General features: G+C 68.0%; 24 protein-coding genes and 2 riboswitches. Of the genes, 11 read left to right on the plus strand and 13 right to left on the minus strand.

Translation table 11 applies throughout. The annotated features are described in order from the left end of the window. Positions 1–360: 360 nt before the first annotated feature. Positions 361–978: a trimeric intracellular cation channel family protein gene (locus ABE571_RS04010; RefSeq protein ID WP_313209037.1), complete on the minus strand. Its 618-nt coding sequence runs from the start codon at positions 976–978 to the stop codon at positions 361–363. A gap of 93 nt (positions 979–1071) precedes the next feature. Beyond that, a riboswitch (glycine riboswitch) is annotated at positions 1072–1163 on the minus strand. A gap of 8 nt (positions 1164–1171) precedes the next feature. Further along, positions 1172–1265: riboswitch (glycine riboswitch) on the minus strand. A gap of 44 nt (positions 1266–1309) precedes the next feature. Between ABE571_RS04010 and ABE571_RS04015 the strand changes: the two genes are divergently transcribed. Both ABE571_RS04015 and ABE571_RS04020 read left to right on the plus strand, forming a co-directional pair. Further along, complete coding sequence (locus ABE571_RS04015; protein ID WP_313209038.1) at positions 1310–1579, plus strand: GIY-YIG nuclease family protein; 270 nt, start codon at positions 1310–1312, stop codon at positions 1577–1579. A gap of 86 nt (positions 1580–1665) precedes the next feature. Then, positions 1666–2010 carry a ribonuclease E inhibitor RraB gene (locus ABE571_RS04020; protein ID WP_313209039.1) on the plus strand — a complete coding sequence of 115 codons (345 nt, stop codon included), beginning with the start codon at positions 1666–1668 and terminating at the stop codon, positions 2008–2010. Here the strand turns inward: ABE571_RS04020 and ABE571_RS04025 are convergent, their stop codons facing one another. Beyond that, the gene (locus ABE571_RS04025) at positions 2011–3303 is read right to left on the minus strand and encodes an NAD(P)/FAD-dependent oxidoreductase (protein ID WP_346493230.1); all 1293 of its coding nucleotides are present in this window, start codon (positions 3301–3303) and stop codon (positions 2011–2013) included. A gap of 162 nt (positions 3304–3465) precedes the next feature. Here ABE571_RS04025 and ABE571_RS04030 point away from each other — a divergent pair, with 162 nt between their 5' ends. Beyond that, entirely contained in the window at positions 3466–4227 is a 762-nt protein-coding gene (locus tag ABE571_RS04030; RefSeq protein ID WP_102788585.1) for an NYN domain-containing protein, read from the plus strand. 74 nt (positions 4228–4301) lie between these two features. Beyond that, entirely contained in the window at positions 4302–4922 is a 621-nt protein-coding gene (locus tag ABE571_RS04035) for a glutathione S-transferase (RefSeq protein ID WP_070472123.1), read from the plus strand. A 61-nt stretch (positions 4923–4983) separates the two neighbouring features. Here ABE571_RS04035 and ABE571_RS04040 read toward each other — a convergent pair whose 3' ends face one another. Continuing rightward, on the minus strand, positions 4984–7164 hold the full coding sequence (locus tag ABE571_RS04040) for a primosomal protein N' (RefSeq protein ID WP_313219491.1): 2181 nt from the start codon (positions 7162–7164) through the stop codon (positions 4984–4986). Positions 7165–7601: 437 nt separating this feature from the next. On the opposite strand from ABE571_RS04040, the gene ABE571_RS04045 reads away from it, so the two are divergent. The 4 genes from ABE571_RS04045 (at position 7602) to sppA (ending at position 12629) form a co-directional block, all read left to right on the plus strand. After that, positions 7602–8606 (plus strand): hypothetical protein, encoded by a 1005-nt coding sequence (locus ABE571_RS04045; RefSeq protein ID WP_313209042.1) that lies wholly within the window; start codon positions 7602–7604, stop codon positions 8604–8606. Further along, a complete protein-coding gene (locus ABE571_RS04050) occupies positions 8599–9162 on the plus strand; it encodes a DUF3106 domain-containing protein (protein ID WP_313209043.1) in 564 nt (187 codons plus the stop codon). Before ABE571_RS04045 ends, ABE571_RS04050 begins: the two co-directional genes overlap by 8 nt. 119 nt (positions 9163–9281) lie before the next feature. Then, positions 9282–10646 carry an MATE family efflux transporter gene (locus tag ABE571_RS04055; RefSeq protein WP_313219492.1) on the plus strand — a complete coding sequence of 455 codons (1365 nt, stop codon included), beginning with the start codon at positions 9282–9284 and terminating at the stop codon, positions 10644–10646. Positions 10647–10721: 75 nt separating this feature from the next. Beyond that, on the plus strand, positions 10722–12629 hold the full coding sequence (gene sppA / locus ABE571_RS04060) for a signal peptide peptidase SppA (RefSeq protein ID WP_313219493.1): 1908 nt from the start codon (positions 10722–10724) through the stop codon (positions 12627–12629). A gap of 74 nt (positions 12630–12703) precedes the next feature. Here sppA and ABE571_RS04065 read toward each other — a convergent pair whose 3' ends face one another. Then, entirely contained in the window at positions 12704–12940 is a 237-nt protein-coding gene (locus ABE571_RS04065) for a hypothetical protein (RefSeq protein ID WP_313219494.1), read from the minus strand. 154 nt (positions 12941–13094) lie between these two features. On the opposite strand from ABE571_RS04065, the gene ABE571_RS04070 reads away from it, so the two are divergent. Then, positions 13095–13871 carry an SDR family oxidoreductase gene (locus tag ABE571_RS04070; RefSeq protein ID WP_046274143.1) on the plus strand — a complete coding sequence of 259 codons (777 nt, stop codon included), beginning with the start codon at positions 13095–13097 and terminating at the stop codon, positions 13869–13871. Positions 13872–13966: 95 nt separating this feature from the next. On the opposite strand, the gene ABE571_RS04075 is transcribed toward ABE571_RS04070, so the two are convergent. The 9 genes from ABE571_RS04075 to ABE571_RS04115 form a co-directional block, all read right to left on the minus strand. Further along, positions 13967–14617, minus strand: a complete 651-nt coding sequence (locus tag ABE571_RS04075; RefSeq protein WP_313209047.1) for a DUF4124 domain-containing protein — start codon at positions 14615–14617, stop codon at positions 13967–13969. Continuing rightward, entirely contained in the window at positions 14614–15417 is an 804-nt protein-coding gene (locus ABE571_RS04080; protein ID WP_346493231.1) for a DUF4124 domain-containing protein, read from the minus strand. Before ABE571_RS04080 ends, ABE571_RS04075 begins: the two co-directional genes overlap by 4 nt. Positions 15418–15460: 43 nt before the next feature. After that, entirely contained in the window at positions 15461–16021 is a 561-nt protein-coding gene (locus ABE571_RS04085) for a Sua5/YciO/YrdC/YwlC family protein (RefSeq protein WP_313209049.1), read from the minus strand. A gap of 67 nt (positions 16022–16088) precedes the next feature. Next, entirely contained in the window at positions 16089–18590 is a 2502-nt protein-coding gene (locus tag ABE571_RS04090; RefSeq protein ID WP_346462936.1) for a DNA topoisomerase I, read from the minus strand. A gap of 194 nt (positions 18591–18784) precedes the next feature. Then, on the minus strand, positions 18785–19693 hold the full coding sequence (locus ABE571_RS04095; protein WP_313209051.1) for an RDD family protein: 909 nt from the start codon (positions 19691–19693) through the stop codon (positions 18785–18787). A 45-nt stretch (positions 19694–19738) separates the two neighbouring features. After that, positions 19739–20485: a pilin gene (locus ABE571_RS04100; protein ID WP_346493232.1), complete on the minus strand. Its 747-nt coding sequence runs from the start codon at positions 20483–20485 to the stop codon at positions 19739–19741. Between the two features lie 38 nt (positions 20486–20523). Continuing rightward, positions 20524–20997 (minus strand): DUF494 family protein, encoded by a 474-nt coding sequence (locus ABE571_RS04105; RefSeq protein WP_088433666.1) that lies wholly within the window; start codon positions 20995–20997, stop codon positions 20524–20526. A gap of 42 nt (positions 20998–21039) precedes the next feature. Then, positions 21040–22179, minus strand: coding sequence for a DNA-processing protein DprA (gene dprA / locus ABE571_RS04110; protein ID WP_346462934.1), 1140 nt, complete (start codon positions 22177–22179; stop codon positions 21040–21042). Between the two features lie 74 nt (positions 22180–22253). Beyond that, complete coding sequence (locus ABE571_RS04115; RefSeq protein WP_346462933.1) at positions 22254–23384, minus strand: LysM peptidoglycan-binding domain-containing protein; 1131 nt, start codon at positions 23382–23384, stop codon at positions 22254–22256. Positions 23385–23510: 126 nt separating this feature from the next. Between ABE571_RS04115 and def the strand changes: the two genes are divergently transcribed. Continuing rightward, a complete protein-coding gene (gene def, locus ABE571_RS04120) occupies positions 23511–24023 on the plus strand; it encodes a peptide deformylase (protein WP_121040274.1) in 513 nt (170 codons plus the stop codon). A 99-nt stretch (positions 24024–24122) separates the two neighbouring features. Continuing rightward, the gene (fmt, locus tag ABE571_RS04125) at positions 24123–25046 is read left to right on the plus strand and encodes a methionyl-tRNA formyltransferase (RefSeq protein WP_313219500.1); all 924 of its coding nucleotides are present in this window, start codon (positions 24123–24125) and stop codon (positions 25044–25046) included.

Below are 25046 nucleotides of genomic sequence, written 5' to 3' on the forward strand. Positions count from 1 at the left end.
CTGGATACCGACCCGGGAGGGGCGGGGGCGTCATGGTACCTCGTGTGGATGCCTGCACTCACATGCCCTTGGTCATGGGGCGGGGCAGGGCCGGGGCGGATGGGTGCATTGCGTCATCCGACCAACGCGGTCACGAGGCGGCGCATGCATACCGTCGGTACACGCCGCCACCCGACCAACGGTCGGGTGCTACCGGTGCATTGAACGTATGTCAGGCCACCCGACCAACGGTCGGGTGCTACCGGTGCATTGAACGTGTGTCAGGCCACCCGACCAACGGTCGGGTGCTACCGGTGCATTGAACGTGTGTCAGGCCACCCGACCAACGGTCGGGTGCTACCGGTGCATTGAACGTTCCGTTCAATGCACCTCGTCGCGGTATACGAACTTCGGCATTTCCCAGTTGAAGTGGATGGCCAGCAGGCGGAACAGGAAGCCACCGCCCAGGCACCACAGCGTGGCCGCGTTGAGCGATACACCGAGTTCCAGCAGGGTCAGGTAGGCCGCGCCGGTGAGCAGGGTGATCACGGCATACAGTTCTTTCTGGAAGATCAGCGGCACCTCGTTGCACAGCACATCGCGCAGCACGCCGCCGAACGCACCGGTCAGCATGCCGGCGATCAGGATGATCGGCACGGTGTGCCCGCCTTCGCGCGCGACTGCGCAGCCGATCAGGGTGAACGCGATCAGGCCCAGGCCATCGAGGACCAGGAAGGTGCGCCGGAAGTGGTGCATCCAGCGCGCCACCCAGGTCGCGATCAGCGCCGCGCAGATGGTGAAGCCCAGGTACTCCGGGTGCTTCACCCAGCCCAGTGGGTAATGGCCGAGCACGATGTCGCGCAGCGAGCCGCCACCGAGCGCGGTGACGCAGGCGATGATGACCACGCCGAACAGGTCCATGCGGCGGCGGCCGGCCGACAGCGCGCCGGTCATGGCTTCGGCCGAGATGGCGATGAGGTAGATCAGGGAGAGCAGCATGGGGGTGGCTCCGGGAAGCACGTCAGGCGGGGACGGAAACGCACACGCATCACGCCAGCGCCGCTGCACTGTCGTGGGGTGGGATTCCGTTGCCGCTCCCGCTGTCCTTTTGCCTGAGAGTTCGGTGGCCAAGGCCACGTGCCCCTTCGGCGGGTCATTGAAGACCTCTCTCCAGATCGGCGTGTCGGATGCATGGTTGGTGGCTGTGCAGCCACCGGCCTGAGCGATTATGGGAGCCTGCGCCTTCGGCGGGCGCCAGCGCGGCGCCTCTCTCCTGCATCCGGGGCGGATTCTAGCAGCCGCCGGGCCCGTGCCGGGGGATAATCCCGGTATGCCCGCTGAACCCGCCCTCTGGTACCTGTACCTGCTTGAATGCCGCAACGGCAGCTATTACGCCGGCATCAGCAACGACGTGGACGCGCGCTTCCAGGCCCATCTCGCCGGCAAAGGGGCGAAGTACACCCGGGCCAACCCCCCGGTGAAGGTGCTGGCGATGCGCGCCTACCCGGACCGCGCGACGGCGTCGAAGGCCGAGTGGCAGCTCAAGCGGCAACCGCGCGAGCGCAAGCTGGCGTGGCTGGCGCTGCCCGATCCCACGTAGCCCCGCGTGCGGGTTGTTCGGGCCTTCGTTGGCGGCATACCATCGCCCCTCGTTCGTTGATCCGCTTGCCCAAGCCCTGGAGTGCCATGTCCCGCGATCTGTCGTTGTACCCGGAAGATGAGAATGGCGATGTGCTCTGGAACATGCTGCAGGATGGCGACGACCTGTCGATTCCGCGCGAGGTGGATTTCGCGCTGATCTTCCCGACCCAGGACGTGGCGATCGCCTTCGCCGTGCACCTGCTCAAGAACGACCAGAAGGTGTCCTTCGCGGCGTACGAGGGCAACGACGACTACCCGTGGCAGGTGGTGGTGCATCCGCTGATGCTGCCGACCCACCAGAACATCTCGGGCTTCGAAGGTCTGCTCGCCAGCGAGGCGGTCTCCTACAGCGGCCAGGTCGATGGCTGGGGATGTCTGTCGCAGGGCTGATCAGGGCGTGGGCGGTCGTTTCGGTCGGCGATCGTCCTGTGCATCACCGAAGATGATCCGGGCGCTGCGCTGGTAGCTCCAGTACGCCACCGCCCAGTTCAACAGCACCACCACGCGGTTGCGGAAGCCGATCAGGAAGAACACGTGCGCGGCCAGCCAGAACCACCAGGCCAGCACCCCGGAGAGCTGCAGCCGGCCGAGGTGGACGATGGCGGCCATGCGGCCGATGGTCGCCAGGTTGCCAAAGTCCTGATACTTGAACGGCCCGGGTGCGGGCCTGCCGGCCAGGCGCGCCTGGATCGTGGTGGCCACGTGCTTGCCCATCTGCTTGGCCGCCGGCGCGACGCCGGGCACCGGCTTGCCGTCAGCCTGGGTCAGTGCGGCCAGGTCACCAGCGACGAAGATCTCCGGGTGGCCGTCCAGGGTGAGATCGGGCTGCACCGGCACGCGGCCGGCGCGATCCAGTGGCACGTCCAGCGTGCGCGCCAGCGGTGAGGCGGCGACACCGGCGGCCCAGACCACGGTGCGGGCCTCGACGAAGCGCTCGCCGAGCTGGAAGCCTTCGGCATTGATGTCGCTGACGGGGGTGCCCGTGAGCACTTCCACGCCCAGCTTTTCCAGCTGCCGCCGTGCCTTGAGCGAGAGCACCTCGGGGAAGGTCGACAGCACGCGCGGGCCGGCCTCGACCAGGCGGACCTTGGCCGAGGCGGGATCGATATGGCGGAACTCATTGCGCAGCGTATGCCGTGCGATCTCGGCCAGGGTACCGGCCAGTTCCACGCCGGTGGGGCCACCGCCGACCACGGCGAAACTCAGCCAGGCCGCTTTGCGCGCGGGATCGGGTTCGGCCTCGGCGCGCTCGAAGGCGAGCAGCAGCTTGCGGCGCAGCGCGATGGCATCGTCCAGCGTCTTCAGGCCCGGCGCATCAGCTGCCCATTCGTCGTGGCCGAAGTAGGCATGGGTGGCACCGGTGCACAGCATCAGGGTGTCGTAGGCGATCTGCGTGCCATCGGCCAGCGTCGCGGTGCGCGCCGCCTTGTCGATGTCGGTCACTTCGCCCAGCCGCACTTCAACGTTGCGCTGGTCGCCGAGGATGTGGCGCAGCGGTGCGGCGATATCCGGCGCGGACAGGCCGGCGGTGGCCACCTGGTAGAGCAGCGGCTGGAACAGATGGTGGTTGCGACGGTCCACCAGGGTGATGCGCACGTGCGCCGAGGCGAGGGCACGGGTGGCCCAGAGGCCGGCAAAACCGCCACCGATGATGAGCAGGTGGGGCGTGGGATCGCTGGTCATGCTTCACTCCTTGGCGGGCGCCGGCGGGGGGCGGCGCAGGTCGTCTCGTGATGCGGCCCATGGTCGCACGTGAAGCGCGATGTTCACGTCGATGGCCGATACTGGGTTCAGGGGCCATCGCACTTGCCCGATGGCCGATCCGATCCCGCCCAGGAGACCGAGATGTCCGAACCGGAAAAGCGCATCGCCCTGTTGATCGATGCCGACAACGCGCCCTCGTCCAAGATCGATGCGGTGCTGGCCGAAGTCGCCCGCTATGGCGTGGCCAATGTCCGCCGCGCCTACGGCAACTGGAAGAGTCCGCGCTTGAAAGGGTGGGAATCGGTGCTGCACGAATACGCGATCCGCCCGATCCAGCAGTTCGCCTACAGCCGCGGCAAGAACGCCTCGGACATGGCCATGGTGATCGACGCGATGGACATGCTGTACGCCCGCAATCTGGACGGTTTTGCGATCGTCTCCAGCGACGCGGATTTCACCCCGCTGGTGATGCGCCTGCTGACCGACGGGGTGAAGGTGTACGGCTTCGGCGAAAAGAAAACGCCCGAGCCGTTCGTCAACGCCTGCTCGAAGTTCACCTACATCGAAGCCCTGGGTCAGCCGCATGCGGCCGATCAGGAAGTGGAGCAGGACAACGAGGAAACCCGCCCGCGCAAGAGCGGCCCGGAGCTGCGCAACGACACCCGCCTGGTGCAGATGCTGCGCCGCGCGGTGACCTCGGCCGAAGCCGAGGATGGCTGGTCACACCTGGGCCCGGTCGGCAGCCAGATCGGCAACCAGGCCTCCTTCGATTCGCGCAATTACGGGTACGGCAAACTCAGCGATCTGCTGGCCGCGACCGGCCTGTTCGAGATGAAGAAGGACGGCAAATCGACGTATGTGCGCGCGCTGCCGAAGAAGAGTGCGGCGAAGGCGACGAAGTAACAGCCCGCCGTTGGGCGTATCGTATCCGCACCGCGCGACCCGTGCCGCGCATCGCCCGATACGAGAGTCCGATCATGCTGAAAATCTGGGGCCGTCGCAATTCCAGCAACGTGCGCAAAGTGCTGTGGTGTGCCGAGGAGATCGGTGCGCCCTACGAGTCGATCGAAGTCGGCGGTGCATTCGGTGGCACGCAGTCGCCGGCGTACCGCGCGATGAATCCGAACGGGCTGGTGCCGGTGATCGAGGACCAGGGCCTGCCGCTGTGGGAATCCAACACGATCGTGCGCTATCTCTGCGCGCGCTACGCGCTGGGCACGCTGTACCCGGAGGACGTGGTGGCGCGCGCGCAGTCGGAGAAGTGGATGGACTGGACCACCTCGACCTTCGCCGGCGTGTTCCGCGATCTGTTCTGGGGCACGTTGCGGACCGCGCCCGCTGATCGGGATGAGGCGCGCATCGCTGCCGCACTGGTGCGCTCGGGCGAGTTGCTGGCCATGGCCGATGAGGCCTTGTCGCGGCAGCCGTATCTGTCCGGTGAGCAGTTCGCGATGGGCGATATCCCGCTGGGCGCCTTCATCTATGCCTGGTTCGAGATGCCGATCCAGCGGCCGGACCTGCCGCATCTGGCCGCCTGGTACGAACGGCTGAAGCAGCGGCCGGCGTACCAGCGTGGGGTCATGACGGCGTTGACCTGATCGGGGTGCCGGCCAGCGGCCGGCACTACCTCGTGCCGACAAACGGTCGGCACCTGCCGGCCTAGTACAGATCCATCGGATCCACATCCAGCGACCAGCGCACCCTGCGTGCCTGCGGCAGCGCGGAGATCTGCGGCGTCACCTGGTCCAGCACGCCATGCAGTGGGCGTCGCGCGGGTGAGGACAGCAGCAGCTGGGTGCGCTGGTAGCCGGCGCGGCGGGGCATCGGTGCCGGCATCGGGCCGTAGCGTTCCACCGCGGCATCGTCGGGAATCAACGCGCGCACCGCACTGAGCATCGCGTTGGCATGCTCCACCTGCTGCGCTTCGGCACGCAGCAGCGCCAGGTGCGCGAACGGCGGGAAACCGGCCGCCTCGCGCTGCTGAAGCTCCGCATCGGCAAAGGCGTGGTAGCCGCCGTTGACCAGCGTCTCCAGCAGGGGATGCCCCGGGTGGTGGGTCTGCAGCCAGACCTCGCCGGCATCCACCGCACGCCCGGCGCGGCCGGCGACCTGGATCAGCTGCTGGGCGAGCTTTTCACTGGCGCGGAAGTCGGCCGAGAACAGACCTTCATCGATGCCGACCACTACCACCAGGGTCAGCTTCGGCAGGTCGTGACCCTTGGCCAGGATCTGCGTGCCGACCAGAATCCCCGCGCGATCGCCCAGCAAGGCCAGCTGGGTTTCCAGCGCATCGCGCTTGCCGGTGGTGCCGCGGTCGATGCGGATCACCGGGAACTCCGGGAAGGCCTCGACCAGATGTTCTTCCAGCCGTTCGGTACCGATGCCCTGCGGCTGCAGCGCCAGGCTGCCGCAGTCCGGGCACGCCAGCGGCGCGGACTGGCGCGCACCACAATGGTGGCATTGCAGGCGCCGGCCACCGGCATGCACGGTCATCGGCGCATCGCAGCGCTGGCACGGCGCGGTCCAGCCACAGTCATGGCAGAGCAGCACGGGCGCATAACCGCGGCGGTTCTTGAACACCAGCACCTGGTGCCCGGCCTGCAGATGCTGGGTGATGCCGGCCAGTACTTCCGGCGAGAGCCCATCGCGCAACGGTCGTTTGCGCACATCGAGCACGCGCACCACCGGCGGGCGCGCGGCGCCGGCGCGCTGCTTCAGGCGCAGGTGGGTATAACGGCCGGCATGCGCGTTGTGCAGCGATTCCAGCGACGGCGTGGCGCTGCCGAGCACGACGGCGACGTCCAGTGCCTTGGCGCGTACCAGCGCGAAATCGCGCGCGTGATAGCGGATGCCGTCCTGCTGTTTGTAACTGCCGTCGTGCTCTTCGTCGATCACGATCAGGCCCGCATGCGGCAGTGGCGTGAACACCGCCGAGCGCGTGCCGACGATGACCTGTGCTTCGCCCCGCGCGGCGGCGGCCCACACGCGGGCGCGCTCGTTGTCGTTCAAGCCCGAGTGCAGCACATGCACCGGAATGCCCAGGCGGTTGCGGAAGCGCGACAGCGTCTGCGGGGTCAGCCCGATCTCCGGCACCAGCACCAGCGCCTGCTTGCCGCGTGCGAGACAGGCGACGATCGCCTGCAGGTAGACCTCGGTCTTGCCGCTGCCGGTCACGCCATCGAGCAGGAAGGCACCAAAACCGTCGGCGGCGGTGATCGCGGCGATCGCCTCGGCCTGTTCGGCGTTGGGCGCGGGGCCGCTTGCCGGCGAGGCGATGGCCGGTGAATGCGCCAGCGCGATCCGTTCGACCAGCTCGCGCTTGGCCAGCGACCGGGCCGCGCTGCGCCAGTCGTCCATCAAGGTATCCAGGCGGTCTTCGCTCACCACGCCCTCGGCCAGGCACTCGGCCAGACGTTGCGGGCGGGTACCGCTGCGCAGCTTGGGCTGCGGGTCGCGGCCGGCCGCCGTCAGCTGCCAGCCCCACTGATGGGTGTCCGGCACGGCCTCACCCCGCCGCAGCGGACCGGGCAGGGCCGTGCTGATCACCTCGCCCAGCGGGGCATGGGTGTAGCGCGCCAGCCACTGCAGCGAGCGCCACAGCTCACCGGTCACCAGCGGCGTGGTGTCGATCCACTCGATCGCGGCACGCAGGCTGCCCGGGTCCTCGACCTGGCCGATCCCGGCCACCACGCCGATCAGCTCCCGCGAGCCGAACGGCACCCGGACCCGCTGCCCGGTCATCCCCGGGTCCGGGGCTGGCCCGGGCGGCGGGGCATAGTCGAACAAGTGCGGCAGCGGCACCGGCAGGGCGACGCGCAGGGTCGAAGACGAGGAGGTCATCGGGCCAGTGTAGCGGGCAGGGGCGGAGCGGATCACGCCCATTCACCGTCTCAACCGGGTGCGCGCCCAATCATAAATCCCACCTAAATATCCGACTTGATTGGAGATTCAGGCTTATCCACATCTTCTGTGGATAAGTCTGTGTGCCACTGCGTATGTGACCGCCTTGCGTCAGGAACTTCCGACGTTCTGCTCAGGTTGGTCAAAAAATAGCCAAGCAACAATAAGCAATAAAAACAACAACATAGCTGTGAAACAAAGTTGAAACAGACTTGACGTGGGGCTCACGTGTGGTTCTACCCCGGTTTTGCGTGGTGCTGTGCACAACCTTTTGCGCCGGAAGGCTTTGCGGAGCGTGGCCGCTCACAGGAAATGAACATCCGCGCGCCGCTGGAGTGACGCAATCGCTATCATTTCCACACAATGATGGAGTTGCTATGACGGCTGCGCCCGCCCCCGTTTCTTCTACCGCAGCCGGCGCGCTGTCGGCGTTTCTCCGTGGCGTTGAACGCCGCGCCCTGGTCGTGGCCGAGCTGCAGTGCGGCGACCCGACCGTCGCCGAACAGGCGCTGGTCGCCGTCATGCGTGCCTTCGCCGGCATCGCCAGCGATCTGCCCATGGCCCAGTGGCCGGAGCGGTTCTGGTCGCTGCTGGTGCACCGCGCGCCGTTGCGCGAGCCGGCCGCAGGCCGTTGGCCTGCCCCCTTGGAGCACCTGGCCGGGCTGACCCCGCCGGCGCGGTTGGCCTTTGTGCTGCGGATCGGTGGCGGGCTGGATGAAGCCGCGGCTGCGCAGATCCTGGATCTGCCGATGGCCGACTACCAGCACGCACTGGCCGATGCCTGCCCGCGCGATGCCCATGGCAACCCGGATGCCGCCGGCTGGCGCGCGCTGGCCGAGCAGGTCCAGCTGCGTATCCGCGATCTGCCCGCCAGCCGGCTGCAGCGCCTGCAGCAACCGGTGGCGGCCCCGGCCAGCCAGCAACCCGATACCGCCTCCTGGCGCACGCCGGTCAAGTCCGATGCCCCCACCCAGCGCCGTCCGCTCAAGCGCCAGCGCGGCCGTCGTTTCCCGTGGAAGGGCGTGCTGATCGTGGCCGTCACTGCCGGCGTGCTGCTCGGCGGCGCGGCGTGGTGGAAACACGCCCGTCAGGGTGGCGAGCCCATGGCCGATACCCCCGAAGGTGCCGTCGCCGATGCCGGCCCGGTCACGGTCGAAGCGTTGCCGGCGGCCGACCTGCCGACCGTGGCGCCGACCGCCTCGCCCTACGCGGCCACGGACGCGGCGATGCTGGCCGATCCGGATCTGCCGACCGCCCGCGATGCCGATCTGTACGCCTGGTTTGCTGCGGGTGGCCCCGTGCCCGTGGATGAATCCCAGGCCCAGCCGAGCCGCCCCGAACCCGCTACCGCCGGCCTGGAGACGGCTGCCGCCGATGAGTAAGCCTGTCTTCCTGCTGATCGCCCTCGGGCTTTCCAGTGCGGCCATCGCCGCCCCCAACCGGGTGGAGGTGCCGCTCGCGGTGCCGGCGCCGGCCAGTGCCACTGCACCGGCGATCCCGACCACCCCCGCAGCGCTGGATCCGGCCCAGCTGCGCGAGCTGCGCAGCCGCTATGCCGCCTGGCAGGCCATGACCGAAAGCGAGCGTGCCCGTGTCCGCGCCGCGGCGGCGCGCGTGGCGGCGCTGCCGCCGGCCCAGCAGCAGGCGCTTCGCCAGCGCTTCGCCGAACAGGACCAGCGCTTCCGCGACGGCTGGCTGCTTGGCCCACAGCTCGGGCATGAGTTCACCAAGCTGCAGGGCCTGTTCGGGTATCTGCCGGCCGAGCAGCGCCCCACCGCGCTGGCGGTGCTGCGCCAGCTCACGCCCTCCCAGCTCACCCAGCTGACCCTGGTCGCCCAGCGCACTCCACCGCAGGACCGCGACCGCGTGCGCGCCGAATTCCTTGGCGTGGCGCCGGCCGCACGGGACAGCTGGCTGCGCGAGAACGTGGGCCACTGACGGCTTCGGCCCGTTTACCTGAAAGCGCGGCTTTTCCCCGGCCGCGCGCGTAAGATGGCGGGCCGCAACCCGGTGCCTGTGCCCTCCGCGCGCGACCGTAGTTGCCGTCTGTGACTCCCATGTCTACCGCTTCCTCCACGCCGCGCCTCTCCCGGGAAGTGCGCGCCACCGGTCTGCTCGCGCTGCCGTTGGTTCTGGGCCATGTCTCCACCGGCCTGATCTCTTTCGTCGACAACGTGATCGCCGGTCACCACGGCACCCACACCCTCGCGGCCGTCACCATCGGCACGGCGCTGCTGTGGCTGCCGATGCTGATCCCGATCGGCACCCTGATCTCGCTGACCGCCTCGGTGTCGCAGCTGCACGGTGCGGGCCGCGAGCGCGAGATCGGTCCGCTGTTCCGCCAGGCGCTGTGGCTGGCGCTGGGGCTGGGGCTGATCATGTTCACCTTCCTCACGGTGGTGCCGCCGCTGCTGCCGGCGTTCGGCATCGCGCCGGATATCGTGCCCGGCGCGACCGCGTTCCTGCATGCGGTGCGCTGGGGCGGCCCAGCGCTGACGCTGTACTTCTGCATGCGCTACCTCAGCGAAGGGATGCACTGGACGCTGCCGACCATGCTGCTCGGCTTTGGTGGCCTGTTGGTGCTGGCGCCGCTGGGCTACGTGCTCTGCTACGGCAAGCTCGGCTTCCCCGAGCTGGGCGCCGAAGGCCTGGGCATGGCCTCGGCGATCATGATGTGGCTGCAGGCGCTGTGCTTTGCCGGTTACCTGTGGAAGACCAAGCGCTTCGCCCACCTGCAGTTGTTCTCGCACTTCGACGCGCCGCGCTGGAGCGCGATCTGGGAGCTGCTGCGCACCGGCCTGCCGATCGGCATCACCGTGCTGATGGAAGGCGGCCTGTTCATCGTCACCGCGCTGCTGATCGGCCGCCTCGGCGCCACCGAAGCGGCCTCGCACCAGATCGCGATCAATGTGGCGCAGCTGTGCTTCATGATCCCGATGGGCGTGGCCGAAGCCACCACGGTGCGGGTCGGCCATGCGGTCGGCAGCGGCAACGGGCTGGGTGTGCGCCGCGCGGCGATCGCCGGGCTGCTGATCATCCTGGGCACCCAGACGCTGTCGGCGCTGGTGCTGCTGCTTGGCCATGACGCCATCGTCGGCGTCTACACGAACGATCTGGGCGTGGCTGCACTGGCCTCGACCCTGCTGCTGTATGCAGCCGCGTTCCAGTTCCCGGATGGCATCCAGGTGCTTTCGGCCGGTGCGTTGCGCGGCCTGAAGGACACCCGCGTGCCGATGTTCATCGCCATGTTCTCGTACTGGGGCCTGGGCATGCCGCTCGGCGCCGGGCTGGGACTGGGCTTGGGCATGGGCCCGCAGGGCATGTGGCTGGGCCTGATCCTGGGCCTGACCGCCGCCGCGATCCTCATGGCCTGGCGCCTGCGCGTGAGCAGCGCCCGTGCCGGCCTCCCATCGACCCCCTGACTTGTGTCCGATGCCGGCGCGCCCGGCAACGGCTATTCTGGCACCACGGCAAGAAGCCACTCTGGAGTTACCCCCATGAACCAACCCGCGCGTCGCAATCCCGTCGCCAGCTTCTTCATCGGGCTGTGGGATGTGATGAACTTTACCCGCCGGCTCATCCTCAACCTGGTGTTCTTCGGCCTGCTGTTCCTGATCCTGATCCTGTTCATCGTCGCGATGGGCAAGAGCGCGACCTCGAAGGCGTCGCTGCAGGACCGCACCACGCTGGTCATCGCGCCGGAAGGTCGGCTGGTCGAGCAGTTCAGCGCCGATCCGGTCAGCCGCGCGCTGGGCAAGGCCGTCGGTGACAAGGGCGCCGAAGAAATCCAGCTGCGTGATCTGATCCGCGCGCTGGAGGCGGCCAAGACCGACAAGAAGATCGAGCGTGTGGTGCTGGAGCTGGACAAGCTGCAGCCGAGCGGCTTCGCCTCGATGCGCGAAGTGACCGTAGCGCTGCAGGAACTGCGTGCCGCTGGCAAGCAGGTCGTGGCCTTCAGCGAGAACATGAGCCAGTCGCAGTACCTGCTGGCCTCGCAGGCCGATGAGGTCTACCTGGACCCGATGGGCGGCGTGGTGCTCGAGGGCCTGGGCCGCTATCGCCAGTACTTCCGCACCGGCCTGCAGGACAAGCTGGGCGTGGACGTGCACCTGTTCAAGGTGGGTGAGTACAAGTCGGCCGCCGAGCCGTACGTGCTGGACGCCGCATCGCCGCAGGCCAAGGAAGCCGACCTGTTCTGGATGAACGATGTGTGGCAGCGCTACCTGGCCGACATCGCCAAGGCACGCAAGCTCGACCCGGCCCAGCTGGCCGCCGGCATCGATACCATGCCCGAAGGCATCGCCGCCGCTGGTGGCGACCTGGCCAAGTTCGCCCTGCAGCAGAAGCTGGTGGACGGCCTGAAGACGCGCGAGGAAGTGGACACCCTGCTCACCGAGCGCGGCATCGCCGACGACGACGCGGACGGTGGCTACCGCAACGTCAATCTGGATGCCTACCTGAGCGTGCTCGATGGCCGCCGTTCGCCGGTGGATTCGCGTCCGCAGGTGGCGGTGATCGTGGCGTCCGGTGAAATCTCCGGTGGCGATCTGCCGGCCGGCCGCATCGGTGGCGAGTCGACCTCGGCCCTGCTGCGCGAAGCGCGCGACGACAAGGACGTGAAGGCCGTGGTGCTGCGCGTGAGCTCGCCGGGCGGTGAAGTGTTCGCCTCCGAGCAGATCCGCCGTGAAGTGGTCGCGCTGAAGGAAGCCGGCAAGCCGGTGGTGGTCTCGATGGGCGATCTGGCCGCCTCGGGCGGTTACTGGATCAGCATGAATGCCGATCGCATCTACGCTGACCCCTCCACGATCACCGGTTCGATCGGCATCTTCGGGATGATCCCGAACGTGGCCCGCTCGCTGGACAAGATCGGCGTGCATACCGATGGCGTGGGCACCACCCGCTTCGCCGGTGCGTTCGACATCACCCGCCCGATGGACCCGGCCGTGGGCCAGGTCATCCAGTCGGTGATCAACAAGGGCTACGCCGATTTCACCGGCAAGGTCGCCGCCGCGCGCAACAAGCCGGTGGAAGCGGTTGATGAAGTCGCCCGCGGTCGTGTGTGGAGCGGTGCGCAGGCCAAGGAACGTGGCCTGGTCGATGACTTCGGTGGCCTGAAGGCCGCGGTGGCGGATGCCGCCAGCCGCGCCAAGCTTGGTGAGGCCGGCAAGTTCCGCGTGCGTTACATCGAGAAGGCGGCCACGCCGTTCGCGCAGTTCCTCAGCGGCTTCGCCGGCAGCCATGCCGGTGCCTGGATGCTGGGCGAGTCGGGCATGGCCCGTCTGATGCTGGCCCGTTCGATGCCGGAGCTGGACACCCAGCTGCGCTTCGTCGAAGACGCCGCACGCGACCCGCGCAACAACGCCGCGCCGGTCAAGACGCTGGTGTACTGCTTCTGCGGTCTGTAAGCGGCCTCAGCGGTACTGTGTGACACCCGAACGCCCGGCCTGTGCCGGGCGTTCTGCCATCCGGCCGATGGGTGTCAGGGGCTGGGCGGTGGCGTGTCACCGCTGGCGCGGTCGGCTTCGGCAGCGCGGGCATCGGCGGACTGCTGCAGGGTGTCACTGACCGCCTTGGCGCGGTCGATCGGTGCCTGGATCGCATCGCGCAGTTCAGTGGCCTGCGGTTCCGGTGGTGTGTCCGGTGCCGGCGGCACTGGCCGGTTGCAGGCGCTCAGCGCGATCATCGCGAGCAGCGGCAGGGCAATACGGATCGTCATGGCGACCTCCCTCGGTGAGCCGGTAGCGGAGCATCAGTGTCCCACCGCCTCGCGCCTTGCGCGTGATGGCGTCCGGTAGGCCGGCCATCGCGCGTTATCCTATCCGGGCCGCACCGTGGGTGCTGCATCCCATGGATCACCGCAGGAGAAGCACGTGAGCGCGCAACGTTGGCGACTGGATGGACAGACCGCATTGATCACCGGTGCGAGTGCCGGCATCGGCTTGGCGATCGCGCGCGAACTGCTGGGCTTCGGTGCGGACCTGCTGATCGTCGGCCGCGATGCGGATGCGCTGGAGATGGCCCGCGATGAACTGGCTGATGCCTACCCGGATCGTGAGATCCACGGGCTGGCTGCCGACGTCTCCGACGACGAGGACCGCCGCGAAATCCTGGACTGGGTGGAGGACCACAGCGATGGGCTGCACATCCTGGTCAACAACGCCGGTGGCAACATCAGCAAGCCGGCCACCGAATACACCGAAGACGAGTGGCGCGGGATCTTCGAGACCAACCTGTTTTCGGCGTTCGAGCTGTCGCGCTACGCGCACCCGCTGCTGGCGCGGCACGCGGCCTCGGCGATCGTCAACGTCGGCAGCGTGTCCGGCCTGACCCACGTGCGCAGCGGCGCGGTGTACGGCATGACCAAGGCCGCGATGCACCAGATGACCCGCAATCTGGCCGTGGAGTGGGCAGAGGACGGCATCCGCGTCAACGCCGTGGCGCCGTGGTACATCCGCACCCGGCGGACCTCCGGGCCGTTGTCCGATCCGGACTACTACGAGCAGGTGATCGACCGCACGCCGATGCGCCGTATCGGCGAGCCCGAAGAGGTGGCGGCGGCGGTCGGTTTCCTGTGCCTGCCAGCCTCCAGCTATGTCACCGGCGAGTGCATCGCGGTGGACGGTGGGTTCCTGCGCTACGGGTTCTGAGCCGGCCAGCGGCCGGCACTGCCGGTCACAGGGTGCGCGGCAGAACGCGGTCATGACGCACGGTGAATCCAGTCACGACGCGGGGTTAAACCCGGTCATGGCACGGGGCAATCGCTCTCGGCCAACACGGCTTCCAGCCGCGTACGTTCGGCGGTCGCCGCGGCCTGGTTCTCCGGCGCAGCGAAGCGCTCGCGCCCGCGCGCATCGCGCAAGCGCTGCTGCCAGCTGCTGCAGCGCTGTTGCTCCGCTACCGGCTCGCAGGCATCGCGCACCACTTCGCAGCTGGCTGCATTGCTCGGCGCATGGCTGCCCCCCAGGCCGGTAAGGGCCAGCGATTCGCAGCGTGACGGGGCCGGCTCGCGCTCATGCAGGTAGCGGCCGCCATCGGCAGAAACGCACTGGTAGATCTCCGGCAGCGGCGGTTTGGGTGGGCGGGCGTCGTCGGGCTCCTCCGCCGCGGCTGCCGGGCGCAGCGCTGCGCTGTCGAGCAGGCCGCTGTCCTCGTCGCCGTCCTGCGGCAACGGTGGCATGCGGTAGTCAGGGGTGGGCGCAGCCGGCGCATTCTCCACGGCTGCCGGGCCACGCACCGGCGCGCTGATCCGCTGGATGCGCTGCTCGCTGCCAGCGGGGCAGGCGACGCTCTGGATGGTCAACTGGCCGCCCGCATCGGTGCAGCGGAAGAACACCGCCTCGTCCGCCGCAGCGGGCAGGCTCACAAGCAACAGAAGCAGCAGGCAGCGTGTCATGCCCCGCCGCAGTCCTGGTCCAGGCGCGCATCGATCCCGCGCTGCTCGCGGGTCAGCGCGTCGCGTTCGCTCTGCAGCGCACTGTTGTAGCGGCGGATCAGCGCCCAGCGCCGGTCTTTCAGCCGCGCGCAGACTTCCTGTGCGGGCAGCGCATGGCATTCGTCGCGCACCAGCACGTTGCCGGCCGGTACCACCACGCTGTTGCCCAATCCCGGATGCGGATACCCACCGCCCTGCCAGTGCGAGCTGCCGCCGCCGATGCTGATGCTGCCGCCCACCCGCGAGCCGTTGCCGGTCACCGAGACCGCACCGCCACTGCTGCCCACCGAACCGCTGCCCATCGGTGCGATCGGTGGCAGCGGACGCGACGGCCGATAGCCACCCGACGGCGGCCTCGGGCCAGGTGGATACGGCAGATAGGCCTCGGTCCAGATCGGCACCCAGCGTGGATTGCCCTCGTTGCTGTCGCTGACGTAGCTGTCGCCCTCGCTGGTGGTGCACTCGTACATCGGCTGCGGCGGCTGCACGTGCACGTAGCGCACCTCGCGCTCGGGTGCGCGCGGGGCAGGCATCGGGTCGGGCGCGCGGTCGCTGCGCACTACCTGCGGGGCCGGGTCACGTGGGCGCCGCAGGTCGCGGACTTCCTGCCGGCCCTCGCGGCATGGCGCGTCCTGCAGCGAGACGGCGCCGTTGCTGCCCACGCAGCGGTAGACGCGCACGTTGTCGCTCTGCGCGGCGGCGGGCACGGCAGGGCTCAGCAACGTGAGCAGGGACAACCACAGAGCAGGGCGCAGGGTCATGCGGCCAGTGTGCGGCTTTGCCCGCCCGCGCGCAAAAGGCGGCTCAGCTGCGCAATACCTGGCCGCTGAGCGCATCGCGGATCGGCGTGGGCTGCGCAAGGCCACCGGTCTGGCCATCGATCAGGCCATCCAGCAACGCCAGCAGGCGCGGGTCCAGTTCGGCGCGTGTGCGTGCTGGCGGCTCGCCGGCGAGGTTGGCACTGGTGGAGACCAGTGGGCCGCCCCAGGCGCGGCACAGCGCGGCGACCAGGGGGTGCGCACTGATGCGCACCGCGATGCCGCTGTGTTCGCCGGTGATCCAGCGCGGCGCACGTTCGCCAGCGGGCAGGATCCAGGTGTTGGCACCGGGCCAGCTGGCCAGGACCGCGCCTTGGCGATCCAGCGGCAGGGCATCCATCCGCACCCAGCCATCCAGTTGGGCCGGATCGGCGGCGACCAGGATCATCCCCTTCTCGACCGGGCGCTGCTTGAGCTGCAGCAGCTTCATCACCGCCGCTTCGTGCGCGGGATCGCAGCCCAGCCCCCAGACCGCTTCGGTGGGATAGGCGATCACCCTGCCGGCGCGCAGCGCAGGCAGGGCAGTGTCCACAGTGAGTTCGTTCATGACAGGCGACCCGGGTGCATGGCCCGCATTATCCTCCCGCCGTGGCGGGAGGGGTCAACCAGGGCGGTCAGGAGGCCTTTTTGACGGCCTTCTTCACGGCTTTCTTGGCCACCTTCTTGGTGGCCTTCTTCGCCGTGGCCTTCTTGGCAACCTTCTTCACCGCAGCCTTCTTGGTGGCGGTCTTCTTGGTCGCTTCGCCAGCGGCGGCTTTCTTGGCCGGTGCCTTCTTGGCCACCACCTTCTTGGCGGCCTTCTTGCCGAAGCCCTTGCGCACCGGCTTGCCGGTTTCTTCCATCAGCGTCTGCACTTCGGCCAGGGTCAGCGAGGCGGGCTCGCGATCCTTCGGGATCTTGCCGTTCATCTTGCCATCGCTGATGTACGGGCCGAAGCGACCATTGAGGACCTGGATCTCGCTGCCCTCGAACTCCTTGATGATCCGGTTGCGCGCGATCTCTTCCTTCTCTTCGATCAGGAACACGGCGCGGGCCAGGTCGATGGTATAGGGGTCGTCTTCCTTCTTCAGCGAGGCATAGGTGCTGCCACGCTTGGCGAACGGACCGAACCGGCCGATGCCGACGCTGACGTCCTCGTCCTTGTCCTGGCCGAGTGCACGCGGCATCAGGAACAGCTCCAGCGCGTCTTCCAGGGAGATGGTGTGCATCGACTGGCCGGGGCGCAGCGAGGCGAACTTGGGCTTGTCCTCGGCGTCCTCGGCGGTGCTGCCGATTGCCGCGTACGGCCCGAAGCGGCCCAGGCGCACGCTGACCGGCTTGCCGGTCTTGGGGTCGGTGCCGAGCTCGCGCGCGCCACTGGCCTCGGCGCGATCGACCGATTCGTTCTTTTCGCCGACCAGCTTGTGGAACGGTTCCCAGAACCGCGCCATCAGCGGAATCCAGTCTTCCTCGCCACGCGACACCGCATCGAGCTCGTCTTCGAGCTTGGCGGTGAAGTCGTAATCCACGTACTGGGTGAAGTGGCTGGACAGGAACTTGGAGACCGCGCGGCCGACGTCGGACGGGCGGAAGCTGCGGCCTTCCATCTCCACGTACTTGCGGAACAGCAGGGTCTGGATGATCGAGGCATAGGTCGAGGGGCGGCCGATGCCGTACTCCTCGAGCGCCTTGACCAGCGCCGCTTCGGTGAAGCGCGGCGGCGGCTGGGTGAAGTGCTGTTCGGCCAGGATGCGATCGAGCGGCACGCGGTCGCCGGGCTTCATCGCCGGCAGCTTGCGGCCTTCATCGTCATCGTCGGCACTCTTGTTGTCCTTGCCTTCCTCGTACACGGCCAGGAAGCCGGGCACGACCACGGTGGTGCCGCTGGCGCGGAACACATGCTCGCTGCCGGCCGACAGGTCCACGCTGACGGTGTTGAGCGTGGCCGGGATCATCTGGCAGGCGACGGCGCGCTTCCAGATCAGCTCGTACAGCTTGCGCTCGTCATCGGTGAGGAAGCGCGCCACCTGGGCCGGGGTGCGCAGCGCCGAGGTCGGACGCACGGCTTCGTGCGCTTCCTGGGCGTTCTTGGATTTGGTCTGGTAGGTGTTGGGCTGGTCCGGCAGCGAGCCGATGCCGTAATCGCGTGCGATCACATCGCGGATTTCGGCCAGCGCGTCCTGCGAGAGGTTCACCGAGTCGGTACGCATGTACGAGATCAGGCCGACAGTGCCTTCTTCCTCACCGATCGCCATGCCTTCATACAGCTTCTGCGCGACCTGCATGGTCTTGCGCGTGGTGAAACCGAGCTTGCGCGAGGCTTCCTGCTGCAGCGTGGAGGTGGTGAACGGCGGCGCCGGGCGGCGCTTGCGCTCCTTGCTGACCACGTCGGTGACGTGCAGGGCGCCCTGGGCGGCCTGCTGGATGCGCAGGCGCGCGGCCTCGGCGGTATCGCCGTCGGTCACGGTGAACTGTTCGAACTTCTGCCCGTCCAGCTTGATCAGGCGCGCATTGAAGTGCTGCGAGGGATGCGCGCACAGCGCATCGATGCTCCAGTACTCGCGGGCGATGAAGGCTTCGATCTCTTCTTCGCGCTCGACGATCATGCGCAGTGCCGGGCTCTGCACACGGCCGGCGGACAGGCCGCGCTGCACCTTGCGCCACAGCACCGGGGACAGGTTGAAGCCGACCAGGTAATCCAGCGCGCGGCGCGCCTGCTGGGCATCGACCAGGTCACCGGCGATTTCGCGCGGGTGGCCCATCGCTTCCTTGATGGCGCGCGGGGTGATCTCGGTGAAGACCACGCGCTGCATCGGCTTGTCCTTGACCAGCCCGCGCTCCTTCAGGATCTCGGCGATGTGCCAGCTGATCGCTTCACCCTCGCGATCCGGATCGGTCGCCAGGAAGATGTCGTCGGCGCCCTTGGCGGCCTTGACGATGGCATCGACGTGCTTTTCGTTCTTCTCGATGAGGTCGTACCGCATCGCGAAGTTGTTGTCGGGGTCGACCGCGCCTTCCTTGGGCACCAGGTCACGCACATGCCCATACGAGGCCAGGACAGTGAAGTCCTTGCCGAGGTATTTGTTGATCGTCTTGGCCTTGGCGGGCGATTCGACGATGAGCAGGTGCTTGGGCATGGCGTCAGGATTCTATGGGCAGGGCCCCGGGGAGGGCCGCTAGGGTGGAGCAAATGGCCGCATTAGTGAAGCGGCGCGGGCGATATACATAAACCGAACGCCCGGGGGTGGGCCGGGCGTTCAGCTTTCTGCCTATTAGTGGAATCACGCCGGGCCCGCTCATGTCAAGCGGCCCGGTGTGAGGATGGCTCGGATCAGGACATCGAGGCGATCACGCCGATCATCGCGATCATCACGCCGAACAGGGCGACCACGGCCAGTGCGGCGATCACCAGGATCACGATGGTGACCGTACCCAGGCCGCGCTGCTGCAGCTCGGGGTGCTCGGTGAAGGCCCACTTGTCCACCACCAGGGTGTCGCACATCATGTCGTGCAATGCCTGCTTGCGCTCGGTGAAGGCGGCCATGATGAAGCCGATCATCAGGATCAGGCTGCTGACGATGGTTGCTAGGTAGCGGCAGAAGGCCCGCAGGAAGCTGATCCGCTCGCCATTGCCGCGCACGACCTTGATGCCGACGGCCATCTTGCCCAGCGTGGCGCCACCGCGCGAGGCGTGGAAGCCGGCGTAGTAGCCGATGCTGATCACCATGCTGAGCAGCATCACCACCAGCGTCAGCGCGACCTGTACGCCTTCGTTGCCCGAGCCGGCGCCCATCACGTTGATGATCATGCTCAGCGGCAGGGTGACCACGGTGAGCAGGATGTAATCGATGAAGTAGGCGGCGTAGCGCTTCCAGAAACCGGCATAGACCACGTCCTGGCCATGGACCACGGCCGTGTTGGCGTAGCCGGTGGCCGCGGCAGGCGCGGTGTACGGCGAGTAGGTGCCGCCACCGGTGCCCGGCAGTGGCGCGGTGCCATTGTCGATGGCGGTGTAATCCCCGCGCAGGTCGATGCCGCTGCCGAGATTGCTGGCGGCCGCGGCGAGATGCTGCAGCTGCAGCTCATCGACGGCCTCGGACAGTGGCGCCCACTGCGCGAACCCTTCGCGCCACACCAGCGTGGCCAGGGTGATGTCACCGCGCTGGAAGCGCTGGCGCATCTCCTCTGCGCTCAGCGGCCCCTGACGTTCCTGGCCATCGGCGAAATACCACTCAGTCATTGCTTCAATCCCCTGTTGGGTGCATCCATGGACATGTGTCCGTTATCAGCCGCGGCATTCCAGCGGCAGGTACGTATCGTCGGGCTCGCCGCTGCATTCCCACTGCCCGGCACCGTTGTAGTCCAGCCACAACAGCTTGCCGTCCAGCGCGGCATTGCCGGGCACGGTGAGCTCGGCTTCCACGCCGCAGTGGCCATTGTTGAAGCGGCCGATCCGCACGGCGTTGATCGCGCCGTCGGCGTAGGCTTCGGCCGGCTGGAAGCCCTCGTCATCGTTGACCGGGCAGCGGCCATGTGTGCTGTGGAACCCGGCCACCGCGAGCTTGACCGGGGCCAGCGTCACCAGTGCTTCACTGGTTTTGGCCCGCGCCACATAGTCCCGATAGGCGGGCAGCGCGAACGAGGCGAGGACCGCGCCGACGATCAGCACCAGCACCACGATCACGGCCGCAACGATGCCCACGATCGCGCACCCGCTCAATCCCTTGCGGGGTGGGGGAACGGCGGCGGGGTTGGCGGGGGAGACAGGGGTGACGGGAACGCCGGGCGCGGCGGGCAGCGCCGGTGGCACGGCGGGGCCGGGAACCGGCTCTGCCACCACCTCGACGGCGGGGGCGATGTCCAGGCCGATCTCGGCCGCCACGGTTTCCAGCGGCTGCCACTGGGCCATGCCGTCGCGCCAGACCAGCGTATCCAGTGCGATGCGGCTGGAATGGTAGAGCGCGATCAACTCGTCAGCAGGCAGCGGACCGCGCTGCTGACTGTTTCCTTCTGCAAAGAACCACTGGTCCACCGGCCCGCTCCTGAATGCGCAAGGCGCTCAGTGTAAGGTCAGTGAAGCGGTTCCGGCTCGTCCACGAACATCTGGGTTTCCATCCAGGCGTACGCGGCCTCGGCCCCGGGCTGGTTGAACAGCACCATCAGCACGACCCACTTGAGGTCGTCCAGGTCCAGTTCGTCCTGGTCCAGCGCCATCGCACGGTCGAGCACCAGCTCACGCTGGCTGGCATCGAGGATGCCGTGCTGCTCCAGGAACATCAAAAAGCCACGGCCTTCCACGTCGAGCTTGTCCAGCTCGGGCCCATGGAAAATGCGCACCGGGCCATTGACGCGGCCCAGCACCACGGCCGGGCGCTGCTCGGCGAGCGCGTCCAGCCAGTCAAAGGCTTTGTTGATCTCGGTGGGGCTGAAGCCGGCCTGGATCAGGCCGTTCTGGAGGGAGTCGCGGTCGCGGATGAGGTCCGCGTCTTCGCTGAAATAGTGTTCGAACAGGTACAGCAGGACATCCAGAATGCTCTCTTTCATTGCCCCTCGGCCTGCGTCAACGACGCTGTGGAGGTGAAGAAACTAGGGTTTTCGACAGTAGCGACCATAGGCGGCCATTACCTTTCCATCCAGTTCCATGACCAGCAGCATGGCCGACAGCTGGGCCGCCGTCAATCCGCTGCGCTGGATCAATGAATCCATACCCGTTGGGTCATGATCCAGGGCTTTCCACAAGCACTGGTAGTCCGGGTCGGTGTAGGAAGGGGCGCGCTCGGGCGCCGGTCGTGCCTGTTCAGTGGGGGCGTCCAAGCGGGTTCGCAAGGCCCCGGCCAGGGTCTGGGCGAGCGCGGCCAACCCGGCGGTCACCTCGGCCGGCGTCTCCACCAGCGCTGCGCCCTGCCGGATCAGCCGATGGCAGCCGCGGGCGCGGGGATTGCGGATCGAGCCGGGCAGGGCGAACACCTCGCGGCCCGCCTCGGCCGCGCAGCGCGCGGTGATCAGGGCGCCGGAGCGCTCGGCGGCCTCGATCACCAGGGTGCCCAGGCTGAGCCCGGCGATGATCCGGTTGCGTGCGGGGAAGTGCGCCTGGGTTGCCGGCATGCCTGGGGCGTACTCGCTGACCACCGCGCCGGTGGCGGCAATCCGTTCATGCAGCGCGGCATGCCGGGGCGGATAGGTCTGGTCCAGGCCGGTGGCGACCACGGCCACGGTCATGCCCCCGGTCACCTGCAATGCGCCGTCATGGGCGTGGGCATCGACCCCGGCCGCCAGCCCACTGATGACCGACCAGCCCTCGCCGGCCAGCGCGGTGGCGAAGGCATGCGCGTGCTCGCGGCCGCCGGCAGTGGGCGAGCGGCTGCCGACCACCGCCACCGCCGGGTGCCAGAGCCGCGCCGGGTCACCGTCCACGAACAACGCCACGGGCGGTTCCTCGATCTGGTTGAGCAGCGCCGGGTAGTCCGGATCGGTCACGCCGAGCAGGTGATGGTGCTCCTCGGCCAGCCATGCCAGGGCCTGTGCCAGGTAGCGTTCGTCCGGCAACGCGAGCCGGGCGCGTTGCGCTGGAGTACAGCCGGCGGCCCGCCAGGCGGTCGGGCCGGCCCGCAGGGCGGCCGCCGCATCGGAGAACTGGCGCAGCAGGCGCAGGCGAGGCGGCAGCGCGCCCCCGGCCAGGACCAGGGTGAGCAGGGCGGTGGAGGCGGCAAGGCAGGGAATGGGCATCCCGATACCCTGGCCCGGAAATGACGACGGCGCCCTAGGGCGCCGTCGGATCGCAGGGTAGGACTCCGCCGCGCTTACTGCTTATCCGGATGCAGTGCCGAATAGCCGACCCTGACCGGCTTCACGCCTTCCATCACCAGCGCGTAGCTGACGTTCTCGAACGTGCGGAAGACCATCGCATGGGCGGCGTACTCGTCCGGCAGGGTGACCCGGCCGGCACCGCTGGTCAGCGAATCGTCCATCCGCGACGAGTTCGGGTAATCCATGCGGTGGGCCACATGGCGGCCCTGGCGCCACAGCGAGAACACGGTGCCGTTGTCGACCCCGTTGGCACTGCCGGCGGAGATCGCGATCACATCGCGCGGGCCGCCGGAGGTGAAGGTGTCGGCGACGGCCAGCACGCGCACGTCCAGATCGACGGCCTGCGGCGCGGGCACATGCGGTACGAACTGCAGGTCGTACGGGCGGGCCTCGACCGGAACCAGGCGGTCACCGGCGCGGACTTCACGGCCGTCCACCTGGCCCTGCAGCACCAGCGAGGTCACCTCGACACTGCCGTTCTGTACCCGGCTCACCGTGCCGACGTTGATCTGGGCCAGTTCGTAGCCCAGCGTCTGGTGCCGCTTGCTCGGCACGATGAACGTCTTCCAGAGGTTGCCGCTGCCGGGCGTGGTATCGCCGCGGGCATTGAGGTCTTCGGTCGGCTTGGGCAGGGCGTACTGCACCGTCGGGCGGACCACCGCGTAGCGCTGGCCGACCTGGGCGTTCTCCAGGCCGCGCACATAGGCAGTCTGGCCGGTGGTGGCGCGCAGGCGGTTTTCTTCCAGATTGACCACGTAGGGCAGCGACTTGACCTCGTCGACCACGCTCAGCTGCTTCAGGAAGGGCTCGACCTGCTCCAGCGGGACGCCGTTGATCGGGGCCTCCTGGCGCGGGCCGGGCTGGGCCACGACGCGGTCCAGATAGGCCAGGCTGAGCACGTCACCCGGGTAGATCAGGTGCGGATTCTTGACCTGCGGGTTGGCCTGCCAGATCTCCGGCCACAGCCAGGGCTTCTGCAGGAAACGCGCCGAGATGTCCCATAGCGTGTCCCCTTTGCGCACGACATAGGTATCCGGGTGCCCGCCATTCATTTCCACGGCGGTAGCATAGGTAGCGACGGTCAGCATCGCCACGGCGACGACCGTACGAGTTCGTTCAAACATAGATGTGGTGCCTGATTCCCCAACAGGTTCGCGCACTATAGTCCAGAAACCGGGGCGCGGGGCAAGCGTTGGCGATAGAATCTCGCTGTACGCCGCTTCGACCGGCGCCCCCTACCGGTATTTGCCATGGCCCTCCTGCCCATTCTCGAATTTCCCGATCCGCGCCTGCGTACCAAGGCTGCGTTGATCGATGCTGCCGACGTGACCACGCCGGCGTTCCAGACCCTGATCGATGACATGTTCCACACCATGTACGACGCCCCGGGCATCGGCCTGGCCGCCAGCCAGGTGGACGTGCACAAGCGTTTCATGGTGATCGACGTCAGTGAAGAGAAAGACACCCCGATGGTGTTCATCAATCCTGAGATCGTCGCCAACGAAGGCGGCCAGGTCTATCAGGAAGGCTGCCTGTCGGTGCCGGGCATCTTTGCCGACGTCACCCGCGCCAACCAGATCACCGTGCGTTACCTGGATCGCCACGGCGTGGCCCAGGAACTGACCACCGACGGCGTGCTCGCTGTCTGCGTGCAGCACGAGATGGACCACCTGGACGGCAAGCTGTTCATTGATTACCTCTCGCCGCTCAAGCGCGAGATGGTGCGCAAGAAGCTGGCCAAGCAGCGCAAGCACGTTGCCTGAGGTGATTGCAGCGACCGCCGCGCGGGATGACCGCGCGACGTGTCCTGTCGCGCGGCGCCGCACATCGGCGCCGTTTTACGTTCTGTTAGTGGGGTCGCCATGAAGATTGTCTTTGCCGGTACGCCGGCGTTCGCCGTGTCCTCGCTGCGTGCCGCAGCCCGCCACCATGAAGTGGTCGCGGTGTACACGCAGCCCGATCGCCCCGCTGGCCGTGGTCGTGGCCTGGCCCCGTCGCCGGTCAAGCTGGAAGCGATCGCACGTGGCATCCCGGTGTTCCAGCCGGAGAGCCTCAAGACCCCCGAAGCCCAGCAGCAGCTGCGCGACCTGGCGCCGGACCTGATGGTGGTAGTGGCCTATGGGCTGATCCTGCCCAAGGCGGTGCTGACCATTCCAACCCACGGCTGCTGGAACGTGCACGCCTCGCTGCTGCCGCGTTGGCGCGGTGCCGCGCCGATCCAGCGTGCGATCCAGGCCGGCGATACCGAAACCGGTGTCTGCCTGATGCAGATGGACGCCGGGCTGGATACCGGCCCGGTGCTGCTCAAGCAGCACATCGCGATCGGCGCCAACGACACCGGCGGTCAGCTGCACGATCGTTTGGCCGCCTTGGGTGAGCAGGTGCTGTCCGATGGCCTGGGCCTGCTGCGGGCCGGCATCAAGCCGATCGCGCAGCCGCAGCCCGAGGCCGGCGTGACCTATGCGCACAAGCTGGACAAGGCCGAAGCCCGTCTGGACTGGGCGCAGGACGCCCACGCGCTGGCACGCACCGTACGTGCGTTCAATCCGTGGCCGATCGCCGAGGCGATGCTGGCCGGCGAACGCGTCCGCATCCATGGCGCGATCGCGCTGGATGACAACCAGGGCAAGGCCCCGGGCACGCTGCTGGCCGCCTCGCGCGACGGCATCGACATCGCCTGTGGCCAGGGTGCGCTGCGCCTTCGTGTGCTGCAGCGTGAGGGCGGCAAGGCGATCACCGCCGCCGACTACCTCAATGCCCGTCGCGATCTCGGCATGGGTGCCTGA

The sequence above is a fragment of the Stenotrophomonas sp. TWI273 genome, from assembly GCF_039674765.1.
Classification (GTDB): Bacteria; Pseudomonadota; Gammaproteobacteria; order Xanthomonadales; family Xanthomonadaceae; genus Stenotrophomonas.

Coding starts and splice junctions, on each gene's coding strand:
- dprA (WP_346462934.1), bottom strand. CDS start 22,179: ATGCCCATTCCCTGCCTTGCCGCCTCCACCGCCCTGCTCACCCTGGTC.
- ABE571_RS04020 (WP_313209039.1), top strand. CDS start 1,666: ATGTCCCGCGATCTGTCGTTGTACCCGGAAGATGAGAATGGCGATGTG.
- ABE571_RS04085 (WP_313209049.1), bottom strand. CDS start 16,021: ATGAACGAACTCACTGTGGACACTGCCCTGCCTGCGCTGCGCGCCGGC.
- ABE571_RS04065 (WP_313219494.1), bottom strand. CDS start 12,940: ATGACGATCCGTATTGCCCTGCCGCTGCTCGCGATGATCGCGCTGAGC.
- ABE571_RS04035 (WP_070472123.1), top strand. CDS start 4,302: ATGCTGAAAATCTGGGGCCGTCGCAATTCCAGCAACGTGCGCAAAGTG.
- ABE571_RS04095 (WP_313209051.1), bottom strand. CDS start 19,693: ATGACTGAGTGGTATTTCGCCGATGGCCAGGAACGTCAGGGGCCGCTG.
- ABE571_RS04015 (WP_313209038.1), top strand. CDS start 1,310: ATGCCCGCTGAACCCGCCCTCTGGTACCTGTACCTGCTTGAATGCCGC.
- ABE571_RS04080 (WP_346493231.1), bottom strand. CDS start 15,417: ATGACCCTGCGCCCTGCTCTGTGGTTGTCCCTGCTCACGTTGCTGAGC.
- ABE571_RS04030 (WP_102788585.1), top strand. CDS start 3,466: ATGTCCGAACCGGAAAAGCGCATCGCCCTGTTGATCGATGCCGACAAC.
- ABE571_RS04055 (WP_313219492.1), top strand. CDS start 9,282: ATGTCTACCGCTTCCTCCACGCCGCGCCTCTCCCGGGAAGTGCGCGCC.
- ABE571_RS04105 (WP_088433666.1), bottom strand. CDS start 20,997: ATGAAAGAGAGCATTCTGGATGTCCTGCTGTACCTGTTCGAACACTAT.
- ABE571_RS04090 (WP_346462936.1), bottom strand. CDS start 18,590: ATGCCCAAGCACCTGCTCATCGTCGAATCGCCCGCCAAGGCCAAGACG.
- ABE571_RS04025 (WP_346493230.1), bottom strand. CDS start 3,303: ATGACCAGCGATCCCACGCCCCACCTGCTCATCATCGGTGGCGGTTTT.
- ABE571_RS04115 (WP_346462933.1), bottom strand. CDS start 23,384: ATGTTTGAACGAACTCGTACGGTCGTCGCCGTGGCGATGCTGACCGTC.
- def (WP_121040274.1), top strand. CDS start 23,511: ATGGCCCTCCTGCCCATTCTCGAATTTCCCGATCCGCGCCTGCGTACC.
- ABE571_RS04010 (WP_313209037.1), bottom strand. CDS start 978: ATGCTGCTCTCCCTGATCTACCTCATCGCCATCTCGGCCGAAGCCATG.
- ABE571_RS04075 (WP_313209047.1), bottom strand. CDS start 14,617: ATGACACGCTGCCTGCTGCTTCTGTTGCTTGTGAGCCTGCCCGCTGCG.
- ABE571_RS04040 (WP_313219491.1), bottom strand. CDS start 7,164: ATGACCTCCTCGTCTTCGACCCTGCGCGTCGCCCTGCCGGTGCCGCTG.
- fmt (WP_313219500.1), top strand. CDS start 24,123: ATGAAGATTGTCTTTGCCGGTACGCCGGCGTTCGCCGTGTCCTCGCTG.
- ABE571_RS04050 (WP_313209043.1), top strand. CDS start 8,599: ATGAGTAAGCCTGTCTTCCTGCTGATCGCCCTCGGGCTTTCCAGTGCG.
- sppA (WP_313219493.1), top strand. CDS start 10,722: ATGAACCAACCCGCGCGTCGCAATCCCGTCGCCAGCTTCTTCATCGGG.
- ABE571_RS04045 (WP_313209042.1), top strand. CDS start 7,602: ATGACGGCTGCGCCCGCCCCCGTTTCTTCTACCGCAGCCGGCGCGCTG.